We start from the raw sequence: 14,069 nt of genomic DNA, 5'->3' as shown, positions 1-14,069 counted from the left end.
GCTCGAGCCGTATGCGGGGAAACTCGCACGTACGGTTCCTAGGGGGCTCCTCTTCCGCAAGGAAGGGGGGCTACCCTACCCGACGCCCCCCATTCCCATGCCTTCTCCTTTTGCGCGTTACCTTACGTTCGTCCTGCTGGCCGTTGCATTGATCCTGCCGTATGCGGTCGTCGTCCACACGTATCCCATCCCGACGTTCTATTCCGAATTCACCGCGCTCGCGCTGTATCTGATGGTCGGCGCCGGGGTCTGGCTGCTGGTGCGCTCCGCGCGGCCGGCGCGCGACTTCGCTTCGCCCGCGGTCGCGCTCGTGCCCCTCGCCTTCGGTGTGCTTCTCATCGTGCAGACCCTCGCGCTGCCCGTCGAGCAACCGTCGATGAACTGGCTGGGCGCGGGCTATTTGCTGGCCGCCTTCATGGCCGTCCACGCGGGCTATGGCATCACGCGCGTGAACCTCACGCGCACGGCGATGGTGTGGGGCGCCTGGGCGCTCATGATCGGCGGCCTGTTCGCGGTGTTCTGCCAGGTCATTCAACTGCTGCATCTCGAGGCGAAGGTCACGCCGCTCGTGGTCGCCTACAACGTGCGCTTCGACCGGCGGCCGTTCGGCAACATGGCGCAAGCCAATCACCTCGCGACCTACATCGCGTTCGCGACGGCAGCGGCGCTGTACCTCGTGCAGACGCGTCGTCTGAACGTCCTGTTGTGGGTCGTGCTTTCGGTCATCTACTCGGGCGGTCTCGCGCTTACGGTGTCGCGCGGCCCGTGGCTGCAGATGGCCGTAATTGTCGTTGCGGGACTCTGGATGGCGCTGTCCGCGACGCGCGGCGTGCGTGCCGGAGACGAGGCGGGCAGCACCACCGGTGCGGTCGCGCGTGTCGGCAGCGCGCGTGCCTGGGTCGTGCCCATCGTGCTTTTTGTGATTTTCTTCGCCGTGAACGGGCTCGTGCGCTGGGCCAACGTCCACTACGAGTTGTTGCTCGACCAGTCGGCGGCCGATCGCTTCAAGGACGCCGGCCAGATCGCGCCGCGCATCGCACTGTGGCGCTACGGCTGGACGATGTTCAAGACGCATCCGCTGCTGGGCGTGGGTTGGGGAGACTTCCCGATCCATCAGTTCGAACTCGCGCGCACGCTGGGCGGCGTCGAGATCGCCAACAACTCGCACGACATCTTCATCGACTTGCTCGCCAAGACGGGTGTGCTGGGCTGCGCGATCGTCGTGATCGGGCTCGTCGCCTGGTTCGTGCGCGCGCTGCGCGCGCCGCATACGGCAGAGCGCATTTTCGGTTTTGCGCTGATTGGCGCGCTGGTCATGCATGCGCTCGTCGAGTATCCGCAGCAGTACATGTTCTTCCTGCTCCCCGCGATGTTCGTGTTCGGCCTGCTCGAGACGAAGCCGCTGCGCTTCGTTCCGCCGAGCCTCACGCGCGCCGTTTATGCGGTGCTCGTGTTCGGCGGCATCGTTTCGCTGTGGCCGGTGCTGCGCGACTACAACCGAGCGGAGGTGCTGTACTACGGTTCCCATCCCGCCGAGGAGTATGCGGCGCAGCCGTCGTTCCTGTTCCGCGCCTGGGGCAATTACGGCATGGCGACGCTCATGTCGATCGACGCCCGGGATCTCGCGAGCAAGCTCGCCGCGCACGAGCGCGCGATTGCGCTGCTGCCGGGCGAGACCGTGCTGCGCCGCTATGCGGCACTGCAGGCGCTAGATGGGAATCAGGACGGCGCGTTCGACACGGTCGAGCGCCTGAAGATCTTTGCGCAGGAACTGCATGACTGGCCCACGCAAATGGCCTCGCTCTACAGCCTCTGCGACGCCGAGCCGGCGCTCGCAGGCTTCAAGGCCGCGCTGGTGAAAAAGTACGGCATGCCGGCGACGAAGGTCCAGCAAGAGTCGAGCGAATCGGACGACGATTCGGATGATTGAGGGATGATTGACTATCGGGCGCGGCGGCTGGGCTCCGGCTCGCCGCTGGGCGCGCCAACGAACGCGCTCAGCGTTTGGACATTGCCTTAACTCCGCCCTGGCGGGCCTTAACCCGCCGCCACCCAATCCCCCGACTTCCCGCCGTGCTTCTCCAGCACGCGCACATCGGTGATCGTCATGCCGCGGTCCACCGCCTTGCACATGTCGTAGACCGTCAACAGGCCCACCTGAACCGCGGTCAGCGCTTCCATTTCCACACCCGTGCGACCCAGCGTCTCCACTTGCGCGGTGCAGTGCACGCCTGGCAGCGCCTCATCGAGCGCGAAATCGACCTTCACGCGTGTGATCGCGAGCGGATGGCACAGCGGAATCAGATCCGAGGTGCGCTTGGCGCCCTGGATCGCGGCGATGCGCGCGACGCCAATCACATCGCCTTTCTTCGCGTTGCCGTCGCGCACCAGCGCGAATGTGGCCGGCAGCATGCGAATCGTGCCGCTCGCCACGGCGATGCGCCGGGTCTCGGCCTTGCCGCCGACGTCGACCATGTGCGCGTCGCCTGCGGCGTCGAAATGGGTGAGTTCGGGCATGGTGGGTTCTTTCATGATGAAGGCGCGGATTAGCAGGATTTCGCTCGACGCGCCGTGTATTTGCTATCGACGCAGGTGCTGCGCCAAGGTTCCGGGATTGTAAGCTCGGAGTGAATCGTTCGCGCCGATATATTAAGCGAAAGATTCGAATACGGCCCCGCCCGTCGGAGCATCCGGTCAAGCACGGAACATGGAGACCCGGCGATGGCTCTCGCGCATCGTTGCGGCAGCACTTCCATTGGGGAGTGCAGCGTTCCAGGCTTGCCGCACGGGGCTACAATCGGTCGGTCGGGGCCAGTCGGCGCAGGCGCCAGATGATGGATTCCTGCCACTGGGCCAGCGCTCTGCATTCTTCGATCCTGTCATCAATGCATCTGAAACGGCTGCTTGCTGCGTGGTTGTGCATGTCGCTTGCCGTTACGCCGCAAGCGCACGCACAGGCGCCGGGCGGTGGGGCGGGGGCATCGGCTGCGCACGCGGCCGTGCTCGATCTCCATGCGGCGAGCGCGCCCGCCACGGGTGCGGCCGGGCCTCGCGCGAGCAAGCCATCCGTCGTTGGCGCGCTCGCCCCCGATGAGCCCGCGCTCGTAAGCGGCCCGCTCGACGATGAAGCCAGCTTCGCCGTTCCGGCCTCGATCGCGCAGGGGGTATTCGGCACTTATGGCGGCGCGCAGAGCCGTTTCGGCACGTCCGGATCAGGACAACTCACCGACTCCTCCGGGATGTCGGGCGCACGCGGCAACGCCAGTGCGCGCGCGCCGGCCTGGGTTCCGCAACTGCCCGACCTCGGCGACGGCTCGGGCGGCGAGCTCACTCCGCAGGCGGAGCGCCGCATCGGCGAGCGCGTGATGCGCGAAATCCGGCGCGATCCCGACTACATCGGCGACTGGCTCGTGCGCGACTATCTCAACTCGGTGGCGGAGCGCCTCTCGGCTTCGGCGGCGGCGCAGTTCATCGGTGGGTATCGGCCGGACTTCGATCTGTTCGCCGTGCGCGATGGACAGATCAACGCGTTCTCGCTGCCGGGCGGCTTCATCGGCGTGAATACGGGACTGATCGTGGCCACGCAGACCGAGTCGGAGCTGGCTTCCGTGCTCGGCCACGAGATGGGCCACGTGCTCCAGCGGCACATCGCGCGCATGCTTTCCCAGAGCGAGCGTACGGGTTATGCCGCGCTCGCGGGTATTGTGTTCGGCATTCTCGCGGGCGTGCTGGCGAGGAGCGGCGATCTCGGCAGCGCGATCGCCATGGGCAGCCAGGCTTACGCCGTCGACAGCCAGCTGCGCTTCTCGCGCGCCGCCGAGCATGAGGCGGACCGCGTCGGCTTCAAGCTGCTGGCGGGCGCAGGCTACGATGCCTGGGGCATGGTGGCGTTCTTCGAGCGGCTCGAGCGCACGTCGCTGGGCGACGCCGGCGTGCCGGCCTACGCGCGCACGCACCCGCTCACGATCTCGCGCATCGCCGACATGGAGGATCGCGCTCGCCGCTCGCCTTACCGGCAGCCGCGCCAGTCGCCCGAATACGGTTTTGTGCGTGCGCGTGTGCGCGTGCTTCAGGACCGTTCGCGCGGCGATTACCTCGACGAGATTGCGCGTCTGCGCGTCGAGATCGACGATCGCGTCGCGCTCAACGTCGCGGCGAACTGGTACGGCATTGCCTGTGCGCAGATGCGCGTCGAACGCTACGACGCCGCCGCGGCGTCGCTTGCGAATGCGCGCGCATCGTTTGCCAGCTTCGAAGCCGCGGATGGTGGAAGCGGGGGCAGCAACGCGGGTAAGAGCAGTGGCGGCAAAATCCGCAGCTCGCCGAGCCTCGACGTGCTGGCTGCCGAGATCGCGCGTCGCGCGGGCCGCTTCGACGAAGCTGTGCGGCTCGCGCAGGCCGCGCATGCGGCGTGGCCCACGTCGCATGCGGCCACCGACGGCCTGCTGCAGGCGCTGATCGACGCGCGCCGCTTCAAGGAGGCGCAGACGCTCGCGCGCAGCGAGACCGAGTCCGAGCCGCGCGAGGGGGCGTGGTGGCTGTATCTCGCTCAGTCGAGCGCGGGGCTGGGCGACCTGCTTGCGCAACGGCGGGCGCTCGCGGAGAAGTTCGCGCTCGATGGCGCGTGGCCGTCGGCGATCCGGCAGCTAAAGGAGGCGCGCGACATGAAGTCGGTGGGGTTCTACGATTTGTCGACGATCGATGCGCGCCTGCATGACTTCGAGGCGCGCTACAAGGAAGAGCGCGCGGACGAACAGGACCAGGGGTGAACGCGCCTATCCCGCTCAGCCAGCGGCTTTTTCCGCCTTTTCAGCTTGCTCCGGACTCCGTATGAACGCGAAACGCGCGGGCACGTCCGCGCGCGCGATGGGCTGCAAGGGCAGCGCGGTCTCGGCGCGCCAGTGAAACGTGCCGCTCTCGCCGTCCTCGGCTAGCGTCGCATGCTCCGTGAAGCAGTCGAGATCGTGATCGTGCAGCAGGGCCACGCGCGCATGCGTGGCTGCGGCGATGTCGGCGCTTTCCGTGGCCGCTTCCATCGTCGATTCCGGCGCAGCTTCGAACAGCACGCTGCCATGCTCGTCGACGTACACGGCAGTCGGCTCGAAAGGCTGGCCCGCCTGATCGGCGAGCGTCAGTGCGCCGCCGTTCGCGCTGGCGAGGCGCACGACCCACGGCGTGTATTCGAGCTCGACATAGACGCGTTGCGGCCCGTTCTGAAAGAACCATTGGCCCTTGGCGTCGCGTCCGTAATTGCGGTTGATGAAGCCGATGAGCGCCTCGTGCCGGATTAGCGTGCCTGGTGCGCCCTGGGCCTGATCGGCTTCGTCGCGCAGGCGCCAGTGGCCGCGCGCGTCGAGCAGCAGCCAGCCGGTGCAATGCGGAACGTTGGGCCAGCGCGCGAGCGCCTGTTTGACGATGTCATCCATGGGTCTTGGCGAGGTGGGGCGAGAGGTAGCGGGTCACGCGTTGCGCGAGCCAGTCGTTGCGGCCCGGAAACGGCCCCGTCATGAAGCCGACGTGGCCTCCGTCTTCGGGCTGCTCGAGCTCGACCGCAGAACTCACTTCGTGGTGCTCAGGCAGCGCATCGCCCGGCAGGAACGGGTCGTTGCGCGCGTTGAGGACGAGCGTGGGCACGGCGATCTCGCCGAGCTTCGGGCGCACCGTCGCGCGGGTGTAGTAGTCGTGCGCGCTCTTGAAGCCATGCAGCGGCGCGGTCACGACATCGTCGAATTCGTACATGTTGCGCGTCGCCAGCACCGCTTGCGCGTCGAACAAGCCTGGATACTGTTCGAGCTTTTGCAGCGCTTTCACCTTGAGCGTCTTCAGGAAGCTGCGCGTGTAGACCATGCCGAAGCCGTTCGCGAGCATCTTGCCGCCTGCGTGCACGTCGAGCGGCGCCGAAATCGCGGCGGCGGCGCTCACGATCCTTGCGTCTTCGCGTTGCTGCGCGAGCCAGTGCAGCAGCACGTTGCCGCCGAGCGAAACGCCCGCCACCACGAGCGGGCCCGCGTGGCGCGCGGCGAGGCGGCGCAGGACCCAGTCGACTTCGGCTGCGTCGGCGAGATGGTAGAAGCGTGGCAGCAGGTTCATCGGCCCGCTGCAACTGCGAAAGTGCGGGATGACCGCGTGCCAGCCGTGCGCGTGCGCTGCCGCCGCGAACGCGCGGGCGTAGTGCGAGCCGGAGCTGCCTTCAAGACCGTGAAAGAGCACGAACAGCGGCGCTTGTGACGAATGTTGCGGCGGCGCGTCGGCCCAATCGAGCTCGATGAAGTCGCCATCGGGCGTGTCCCAGCGTTCGCGCCGATAGGCGGGCAGGGGCAGGCGCGAAAACAGCGCGGGGATGATGGTCTGGAGGTGCGCGCCCGGCAGCCAGAAGGGAGCCTGGTAGGGCGTCTGGCAGGATGACTGGCAGTGCGTCTGATAGGCGGCGGGGTGGTTCGCGCCCCCCTGCGCGTGGCCGCGCGCGCCGTTCAGGACAGACGCGGCAGGGTGTCTTGCCGCTTCGTTGCTAGTCCGGCTTAACGCCGCTTTTTCGCTTGTCGTGCTCATGGCCGTCCCCTTTCTCCCGCGCCTGGCCCTGCTTTTACCGCTGTCCTGCTGGCGCCGCGCACGCCTTTGTCAATGCAGCGCGCCCTGGCCGTGGCGCAGCTTTGCTGAGAACTGGCTCGCGGCGTCGTCGGGCATGCGGCTCGCGTGAATGTGCGCGATGCGCCACTCGCCGCGCTCATGCACCATCACATAAGTCGTGAAGACCATTGCCGGAATCGCGTTCGGATCCACAGGGCGATGCGCCTCCACGATGGCGTAGACCACCGTGCCCAGGCTGTCGTAGACGCGGATGTCGAGCGGCTCGATCGACACCGGCGCGGCTTCGAGCTCCGCGGCGAGACCGGCGCGAATATCGGACAGGCCGTGCAGATGCGAACCCTGGGCGCTGATGCAACTCACGAACTCCTCGTCGATCCACAGGCCCATCAACGTGTCGATGTTGACCTCCGCGACGGCCTGATAGTACGCGTTGAGGGTGTCCGCGGCGGCTTCGAAGATGTGGGCAAAACGTGGCATGGCTCGTTGATCTGATGCGCTTCTTGCGCGGGTTGGCGTTGGCTTCGGCATTTGCTTCGGTTCCGAGGCGGCGGTTCGTGGCGCCTGGCAGCCAGGCGCACGCCGCCGCATCATGAGACCGTCGCGAGACAGGCCTGTGACGCCCCGCTTCGTAGCGCGTTACCTGAATTGGGCGCGCGCTCGATGCATGGTGTCAGTGGCGTGCCGCACATCCACGGCCCGAAGCCCGTGAGGGGCGCGAGGTTTGCCGGGCGCCGGCAGCCCGCGGGCGGGCCGAAGGGAAACCGCGCGGGCGCATGCGCGGCGCGCTCGCCGCCCGGGTTCGGTGCTGCTAGCGCTGGGCGACCAGCATACCGCGCAAATCGTCGAAGACCTGTTCCGGGCTCAGTTCGCGCAGGCAGTTCAGATGCCCGAGCGGACACTCGCGCGCAAAGCAGGGGCTGCATTCGAGATGCAGCCATTGTACCTTTGCGAGGTCGGACAAGGGCGGCGTGTGGCGCGGATCCGTCGATCCGTAGATCGCCACGAGCGGCCGGCGCAGAGCGGCGGCGACGTGCATGAGACCCGAATCGTTGGTGACCACGGCGCTCGCGCGCGAGATGAGCGCGCAGGCTTCGCCCAGCGCGGTCTGGCCGCACAGGTTGCGCACGTTCGGGGCTTTGTCGGCGATCGCCTGGGCGAGCGGAGCGTCCTTGGGCGAGCCGAGCGCGATGATCTGCGTGTACGGGAACGACTGCCCGACCATGCGCGCGAGCGCCGCGAAATGCTCGGGCGGCCAGCGCTTGGCGGGGCCGTATTCGGCGCCGGGGCAGAACACCAGCAGCGGCACGCGCGTGTCGAGATTGAAGCGCGCCGAGACGCGCGAGGCTTCGTTCGGATCCGCTTCGAGACGCGGCAGCGGCAGGTCGTCGGGTACGGTGGCGCCGGGCGCGTAGGCGAGCGCGGCGTAGTGCTTGACCATCGGCGGGCGCTCGTCCTTGGGCGGATTCGCGTGGCGCACGTTCAGGAAGCCGTAGCGGCTCTCGCCGGTGTAGCCGATGCGCAGCGGAATGTTCGCGAGCCACGGGATCAGCGCGGACTTGAGCGAATTCGGCAGCACGTAGACCGCGTCGTAGCGCTCGGCGCGCAGGTCGCCGGCCAGTTGCCAGCGGCGCAGCAGCTGCAGCTTGCCGTGGGCGAGGTCGGTGGCGTAGACGTCGCGTATCTCGGGCATGCGCTCGAGCACGGGCGCAACCCAGGTGGGCGCAATCGCATCGATGTCGATGCGCGGATGCAGTTTTACGAGCCGCGAAAGAAGCGGCTGCGCCATCAGTGCGTCACCGATCCAATTCGGTGCAATTACCAGCGCGCGGCGCATCGGGAGTCAGGGTCCGGAAAAAGGGCGGGGATTTCGTACGCGGCCCGGCAACCTTGGGCCGGAGCGTGCGCGAAACGCGGTTAGGGAATCGGCGCGGCAAGCGCGCCGGCGGGTTGCGGGCCGTTCGAGGGGCCTGCGTGGCGGATGATGCGCCAGTGGCGGCAGGCGCGAGGAACATGCCGCGTGCCGGCGCGGGCATCATCGGGTGCCCACGCTGGCGCGGCGTCTTCTGTTGCGCTGAGCGCCCGGAATGCGGCGGCCCGGGCCGCCTGTCCTCACGTTACCGCCGTGTGTGCGAACCTTGCGAACCGTGCCGCTTCCTGCCAACAGCAGCCGTCAGTGGCCGTGCACGACCTCGCCGTCGCGCAGCTTGTAGCGCGTGCTGCAATACGGGCACTTCGCTTCGCCGTGGGTCACGTCGAGAAAGACACGCGGATGATTGCTCCAGCGCGGCATCGACGGATTCGGGCAATACGCGGGCAGGTCCTTGGCCTTCAACTCGACCAGGGGCATTTCCTTGAGTTCGCTCATGAGGATGATTCTCTTTGTATCCGGTGTATCGATCGGGCGCAGCCGGCTGTCTTGCCACATTCGGCGCCGCACGCCCCAGGCGCGAACCCTTCGGGCGCGCGCGGGGCAAAGAGTGCCATTTTAGCGTCATTTGTGCGCCGCAAGCGCGCTCGCGGGCTCGCGCGTTGGCGCTGTAAGGTCTCGCAAGGTCTGCGCAGCGCCCATGCAAATACGCGACATTCTCTGATGCACGCTCAGATCAACCTGGCTATCGGCTAAAATACCGATCTCGCAAATCGATGCTGGCCTCGCGCCCGGCGCCGAGCAGCGACCCGCAGCGGCGCAGCGGCCTGTCACAGGGCCGGCAGAGGGCAGCCGCGCGGATCCCGCGCCGCGCCCTTTGCGTCTTTGTCCCCGATTGCACGTGTCGGGCACCCATGGCACCCACGGTAGCCATGGCACCCGGGCACGCGTTGCATTCGGCGCCCGCATCGGCTTGCCACCGCCTTCCCACCATCAAGATGAAATCTCCATGAACAAGGTTCTGCGTCTTTCCGACCTCATCTCCGAAGGCAAGCTCAAGGGCAAGCGGGTGTTCATCCGCGCCGACCTGAACGTGCCGCAGGACGACCAGGGCAACATCACCGAAGACACCCGCGTGCGCGCGTCCGTGCCGGCCATCAAGGCGGCGCTCGACGCCGGCGCGGCCGTCATGGTCACCTCGCACCTGGGCCGCCCGACCGAAGGCGAATTCAAGCCAGAAGACTCGCTCGCGCCGGTCGCGAAGCGCCTTGCCGAACTGCTTGGCCGCGACGTGCCGCTGGTCGCGAACTGGGTCGAGAACGGCGTGAACGTCGCGCCGGGCAACGTGGTCCTGCTCGAAAACTGCCGCGTCAACAAGGGCGAGAAGAAGAATTCCGACGAGCTCGCACAGAAAATGGCGAAGCTCTGTGACGTCTATGTCAACGACGCTTTCGGCACCGCGCATCGCGCCGAAGCCACCACCTACGGCATCGCGAAGTATGCGGGCATCGCCTGCGCAGGCCCGCTGCTGGCGGCCGAGCTCGACGCGCTCGGCAAAGCGCTCGGCGCGCCCAAGCGCCCGCTCGTGGCGATCGTCGCGGGCTCGAAGGTCTCGACCAAGCTCACCATCCTCAAGTCGCTGGCCGAGAAGGTCGACCAGCTGATCGTCGGCGGCGGCATCGCCAACACGTTCATGCTCGCGGCCGGCCTGAAGATCGGCAAGTCGCTCGCCGAAGCCGATCTCGTCGACGAAGCCAAGGCCATCATTGAAGCAGCGCGCGCGCGCGGCGCTTCGGTGCCGATCCCGACCGACGTCGTGACCGCCAAGGAATTCGCGCCGACGGCCAAGGCCGAGACGAAGAACGTGGCCGACGTGGCCGACGACGACATGATTCTCGACATCGGCCCGGTCACGGCCAACGCGCTCGCCGCGCAGCTCGCGCAAGCCGGCACGGTGGTGTGGAATGGCCCGGTCGGCGTGTTCGAGTTCGACCAGTTTGGCAACGGCACCAAGACGCTCGCGAGCGCCATCGCGAATTCGGGTGCGTTCTCGATCGCCGGCGGTGGCGACACGCTCGCGGCCATCGCGAAGTACAACATCGCCGACAAGGTCAGCTATATCTCGACCGGCGGCGGCGCCTTCCTCGAATTCCTCGAGGGCAAGAAGCTGCCGGCAGTCGAAGTGCTCGAAACCCGGGCGGCAGGCTAAGTGGCACCGCGCGCCCCGGCCGCCAAATTGGCAAAGGCGGTGGCAAAAGCGGCGGCACAGGCCGCCGCTGGCAAGTCTCCTCGCGCCGGCGCGGCCAGGCCGCGCGGCGCAGCCGGGGTGGCAAAAGCGACAAAAGAGCAGGGGCGCGCAGCGCCCCTCGCAGGCGCAGCGCGGGCGAGCGCGACGCCCGCCGCCGCGCCAAAGCGCGAGCATGCGCCGCTCGCGGGCACGAACATCCATAACGCCGGCAACGTCGGCACAAGCAACGCCGCGCCAGTCCAGCCGACTGGCGCCGAGCCCTCCAAGAAAGCGACGCCGGGTCTGACCGGTGCGCGTTCCGGCCCCGCCTCATCGGCGTGGGAGCCGGCCAGCACATCTCGCAACATCGGTTTTTCCAGCGATCCCATCCAGACGAGGAGACTCATGCATCGCGCCACCAAGATTGTTGCCACCATCGGTCCGGCTTCCAGCACGCCGGACATCCTGCAGAAAATGATCCGCGCGGGATTGGACGTGGTGCGTCTGAACTTCTCGCACGGCACCGCCGACGATCATCGCCAACGCGCCGAGATGGTGCGGGAATGCGCCCGTCAGTGCGGCCGCGAAGTCGCGATCATGGCCGACCTGCAAGGCCCGAAGATTCGCGTGGGCAAGTTCGAGAACGGCAAGACGACGCTCCAGCCCGGCCAGCCCTTCATCCTCGACGCCGACTGCGAACTCGGCAACGACGAGCGCGTCGGCCTCGACTACAAGGATCTGCCGCGCGACCTGAAGCCCGCCGACGTGCTGCTGCTCAACGACGGCCTGATCGTGCTCGACGTGGTGCGCGTGATCGGCAGCGAGATCCACACGACGGTGCGCGTGGGCGGCGACCTGTCGAACAACAAGGGCATCAATCGCCAGGGCGGCGGCCTCACGGCGCCGGCGCTCACCGCGAAGGACATGGAGGACATCCGCACGGCGATGTCGCTCGGCGCGGACTTCGTGGCCGTGTCGTTCCCGAAGAACGCCACCGACATGGAAATGGCGCGCCAGCTTGCGAACATCGCGGGCGCGCCCTACGGCATCAAGCCGAAGATGATCGCGAAGATCGAGCGCGCCGAAGCCATCCCGGCGCTGCAGGAAATCCTCGATTCGTCGGACGGCATCATGGTCGCGCGCGGCGATCTGGCCGTGGAAGTGGGCAACGCGGCGGTGCCGGCGCTGCAAAAGCGCATGATCCGCATGGCGCGCGAGTCGAACAAGCTCGTGATCACCGCCACGCAGATGATGGAGTCGATGATCCACGCGCCCGTGCCCACCCGCGCCGAAGTCTCGGACGTGGCCAACGCCGTGCTCGACGGCACCGACGCCGTGATGCTCTCGGCCGAATCGGCTGCGGGCAAGTACCCGGTAGAGACCATCGAGGCGATGGCCGCGATCTGCGTGGAAGCGGAGAAGTCGGAGCACAGCGAACTCGACAAGGATTTTCTCGACCGCACCTTCACGCGCATCGACCAGTCGATCGCCATGGGCGCGCTGTTCACGGCCTATCACCTCGGCGCGAAGGCCATCGTCGCGCTCACGGATTCGGGTTCGACCGCGCTGTGGATGTCGCGCCACTGGACCCATGTGCCCATCTTCGCGCTCACGCCGCGCACCGGCAGCGAGCGGGCGATGTCGCTCTACCGCAATGTCACGCCGCTGCATCTGGACACGAGCAACGATCGCGACACGGCGCTCCAGCAGGCCATCGAAGTGGTGGTGAGCAAGGGCTATGCGGCGCGCGGCGACATGGTCGTGCTGACCGTGGGCGAGCCGATGGGCCAGCCGGGCGGCACCAACACGCTGAAGATCGTGCGGGTCGGCGACGTCCTCTAAAGCCGCGGCGATTTTTTTCGGTTTATTTTCGAGACTCATGCGGGCAGGGGAGATGAGTGCCTGATGCTGGTATCGAATTGGTATCTAAAAGGTGCCAGTCAGGTGCTAGTCGGGCTGCTTTCCCCGGCTGTAGCGGCCCGCGCGCGAGCGAGGCAGGGCGCGGGCTGTCAACCCTTTTTGCATCTTCTCGCCGATTTGACGTCCTGATACGCTAATTTCATGCCAGTTCGTTTTTTTGGCGGCGGGAATGGAGCGGCTTCGCGATAAAATCACGCCATTAAGCCCGCTGCCCGGCGCGCGGGCGGTGGCCGCCAGGCCATCCTCGACCGGCCGCGCTAGACGGCCGGCGGCATGAAGCAATTCGTTTCAAATCAAAGGAGTAGCAACAATGCCTCTCGTTTCAATGCGTCAACTGCTCGACCACGCCGCGGAAAACGGCTATGGCCTGCCGGCGTTCAACGTGAACAACCTGGAACAAGTCCAGGCCATCATGGAAGCCGCTAACCAGGTCGGTTCGCCTGTGATCATGCAGGCTTCGGCAGGCGCGCGCAAATACGCGGGCGAGCCGTTTCTGCGTCACCTGATCGAAGCGGCGATCGAGTCGTATCCGCATATTCCGGTGGTGATGCACCAGGACCACGGCCAGTCGCCGGCGGTCTGCATGGCAGCCATCCGCAGCGGTTTCTCGAGCGTGATGATGGACGGCTCGCTCGAGGCCGACGGCAAGACAGTCGCTTCGTACGAGTACAACGTCGATGTTTCGCGCAAGGTAGTGGAAATGGCGCACTCGATCGGCGTCACCGTGGAAGCGGAACTGGGCGTGCTCGGCTCGCTCGAGACGATGAAGGGCGACAAGGAAGACGGTCATGGCGCCGAAGGCACCATGACGCGCGAGCAGCTCCTGACCGATCCGGAGCAGGCCGCCGACTTCGTGAAGCTCACGCAGTGCGACGCGCTCGCGATCGCCATCGGCACCTCGCACGGCGCATACAAGTTCTCCAAGAAGCCCACGGGCGACATCCTGTCGATCCAGCGCATCAAGGAAATCCACGCGCGCATTCCGAACACGCACCTCGTGATGCACGGCTCGTCGTCGGTGCCGCAGGAGCTGCTCGCGGAAATCCGCGAATTCGGCGGCGACATGAAGGAAACCTACGGCGTGCCGGTCGAAGAGATCCAGGAAGGCATCCGTCACGGCGTGCGCAAGATCAACATCGACACCGACCTGCGTCTGGCGATCACGGGCGCGATCCGTCGTTACATGTTCGAGAACCCGTCGAAGTTCGACCCGCGTGACTACCTGAAGCCGGCTCGCGAAGCTGCGAAGAAGGTCTGCGTGGACCGCTTCCTCGCGTTCGGCTGCGAAGGCCAGGCTGGCAAGATCAAGCCGGTCTCGCTCGACAAGATCGCCGAGAAGTACAAGTCGGGCGAACTCGCGCAGATCGTCCGCTAAACGGATGGCCGCGCTGGCGCGGCTATCCCGGAGTCGTAAAAACATCGCCGTTTCCGCCTGTTTTGGGGGAACGGCGATGGGCTTTTTCGGGA

12 protein-coding genes are annotated in these 14,069 nt (G+C 66.7%); 5 read left to right on the top strand and 7 right to left on the bottom strand.

Annotation, left to right across the window (positions count from 1 at the left end; all coding sequences use genetic code 11):
* Positions 1–97 precede the first annotated feature (97 nt).
* On the top strand, positions 98–1,930 hold the full coding sequence (locus P5W98_RS11815) for a PglL family O-oligosaccharyltransferase (protein ID WP_421024689.1): 1,833 nt from the start codon (positions 98–100) through the stop codon (positions 1,928–1,930).
* 107 nt (positions 1,931–2,037) lie between these two features.
* On the opposite strand, the gene moaC is transcribed toward P5W98_RS11815, so the two are convergent.
* Positions 2,038–2,517, bottom strand: a complete 480-nt coding sequence (moaC, locus tag P5W98_RS11810) for a cyclic pyranopterin monophosphate synthase MoaC (RefSeq protein ID WP_213299674.1) — start codon at positions 2,515–2,517, stop codon at positions 2,038–2,040.
* Positions 2,518–2,885: 368 nt separating this feature from the next.
* Between moaC and P5W98_RS11805 the strand changes: the two genes are divergently transcribed.
* Entirely contained in the window at positions 2,886–4,769 is a 1,884-nt protein-coding gene (locus tag P5W98_RS11805) for a M48 family metalloprotease (protein WP_421024688.1), read from the top strand.
* Positions 4,770–4,784: 15 nt separating this feature from the next.
* Here P5W98_RS11805 and P5W98_RS11800 read toward each other — a convergent pair whose 3' ends face one another.
* From P5W98_RS11800 to P5W98_RS11780, 5 genes are all read right to left on the bottom strand, one after another.
* Positions 4,785–5,426: a DUF2946 family protein gene (locus P5W98_RS11800; RefSeq protein ID WP_421024687.1), complete on the bottom strand. Its 642-nt coding sequence runs from the start codon at positions 5,424–5,426 to the stop codon at positions 4,785–4,787.
* On the bottom strand, positions 5,419–6,549 hold the full coding sequence (locus P5W98_RS11795; RefSeq protein WP_421024686.1) for a hydrolase: 1,131 nt from the start codon (positions 6,547–6,549) through the stop codon (positions 5,419–5,421). The genes P5W98_RS11800 and P5W98_RS11795 overlap by 8 nt, the downstream gene beginning before the upstream one ends.
* Positions 6,550–6,618: 69 nt before the next feature.
* A complete protein-coding gene (locus P5W98_RS11790) occupies positions 6,619–7,065 on the bottom strand; it encodes a nuclear transport factor 2 family protein (RefSeq protein WP_421024685.1) in 447 nt (148 codons plus the stop codon).
* A 331-nt stretch (positions 7,066–7,396) separates the two neighbouring features.
* On the bottom strand, positions 7,397–8,422 hold the full coding sequence (gene waaF / locus P5W98_RS11785; protein ID WP_421024684.1) for a lipopolysaccharide heptosyltransferase II: 1,026 nt from the start codon (positions 8,420–8,422) through the stop codon (positions 7,397–7,399).
* A gap of 336 nt (positions 8,423–8,758) precedes the next feature.
* Positions 8,759–8,953 (bottom strand): zinc-finger domain-containing protein, encoded by a 195-nt coding sequence (locus P5W98_RS11780; RefSeq protein WP_213299692.1) that lies wholly within the window; start codon positions 8,951–8,953, stop codon positions 8,759–8,761.
* A 511-nt stretch (positions 8,954–9,464) separates the two neighbouring features.
* On the opposite strand from P5W98_RS11780, the gene P5W98_RS11775 reads away from it, so the two are divergent.
* On the top strand, positions 9,465–10,664 hold the full coding sequence (locus P5W98_RS11775) for a phosphoglycerate kinase (protein ID WP_421024683.1): 1,200 nt from the start codon (positions 9,465–9,467) through the stop codon (positions 10,662–10,664).
* On the opposite strand, the gene P5W98_RS11770 is transcribed toward P5W98_RS11775, so the two are convergent.
* A complete protein-coding gene (locus P5W98_RS11770) occupies positions 10,661–11,089 on the bottom strand; it encodes a hypothetical protein (protein WP_421024682.1) in 429 nt (142 codons plus the stop codon). The two genes, P5W98_RS11775 and P5W98_RS11770, sit on opposite strands and share 4 nt — an antisense overlap.
* On the opposite strand from P5W98_RS11770, the gene pyk reads away from it, so the two are divergent.
* Positions 11,088–12,524, top strand: a complete 1,437-nt coding sequence (pyk, locus tag P5W98_RS11765; RefSeq protein ID WP_421024681.1) for a pyruvate kinase — start codon at positions 11,088–11,090, stop codon at positions 12,522–12,524. The two genes, P5W98_RS11770 and pyk, sit on opposite strands and share 2 nt — an antisense overlap.
* A 388-nt stretch (positions 12,525–12,912) precedes the next feature.
* Entirely contained in the window at positions 12,913–13,977 is a 1,065-nt protein-coding gene (fba, locus tag P5W98_RS11760) for a class II fructose-bisphosphate aldolase (RefSeq protein ID WP_035532433.1), read from the top strand.
* Positions 13,978–14,069: the final 92 nt, after the last annotated feature.

Source organism: Paraburkholderia sp. A1BS-2L, assembly GCF_051125205.1.
Classification (GTDB): domain Bacteria; phylum Pseudomonadota; class Gammaproteobacteria; order Burkholderiales; family Burkholderiaceae; genus Paraburkholderia.
The sequence above is the reverse complement of the archived record's forward strand: the minus strand, read 5'-3'. Positions and strand labels throughout refer to the sequence as shown.

Coding starts and splice junctions, on each gene's coding strand:
- fba (WP_035532433.1), top strand. CDS start 12,913: ATGCCTCTCGTTTCAATGCGTCAACTGCTCGACCACGCCGCGGAAAAC.
- P5W98_RS11795 (WP_421024686.1), bottom strand. CDS start 6,549: ATGAGCACGACAAGCGAAAAAGCGGCGTTAAGCCGGACTAGCAACGAA.
- pyk (WP_421024681.1), top strand. CDS start 11,088: ATGCATCGCGCCACCAAGATTGTTGCCACCATCGGTCCGGCTTCCAGC.
- P5W98_RS11770 (WP_421024682.1), bottom strand. CDS start 11,089: ATGAGTCTCCTCGTCTGGATGGGATCGCTGGAAAAACCGATGTTGCGA.
- P5W98_RS11780 (WP_213299692.1), bottom strand. CDS start 8,953: ATGAGCGAACTCAAGGAAATGCCCCTGGTCGAGTTGAAGGCCAAGGAC.
- P5W98_RS11790 (WP_421024685.1), bottom strand. CDS start 7,065: ATGCCACGTTTTGCCCACATCTTCGAAGCCGCCGCGGACACCCTCAAC.
- P5W98_RS11775 (WP_421024683.1), top strand. CDS start 9,465: ATGAACAAGGTTCTGCGTCTTTCCGACCTCATCTCCGAAGGCAAGCTC.
- P5W98_RS11805 (WP_421024688.1), top strand. CDS start 2,886: ATGCATCTGAAACGGCTGCTTGCTGCGTGGTTGTGCATGTCGCTTGCC.
- P5W98_RS11815 (WP_421024689.1), top strand. CDS start 98: ATGCCTTCTCCTTTTGCGCGTTACCTTACGTTCGTCCTGCTGGCCGTT.
- moaC (WP_213299674.1), bottom strand. CDS start 2,517: ATGCCCGAACTCACCCATTTCGACGCCGCAGGCGACGCGCACATGGTC.
- waaF (WP_421024684.1), bottom strand. CDS start 8,422: ATGCGCCGCGCGCTGGTAATTGCACCGAATTGGATCGGTGACGCACTG.
- P5W98_RS11800 (WP_421024687.1), bottom strand. CDS start 5,426: ATGGATGACATCGTCAAACAGGCGCTCGCGCGCTGGCCCAACGTTCCG.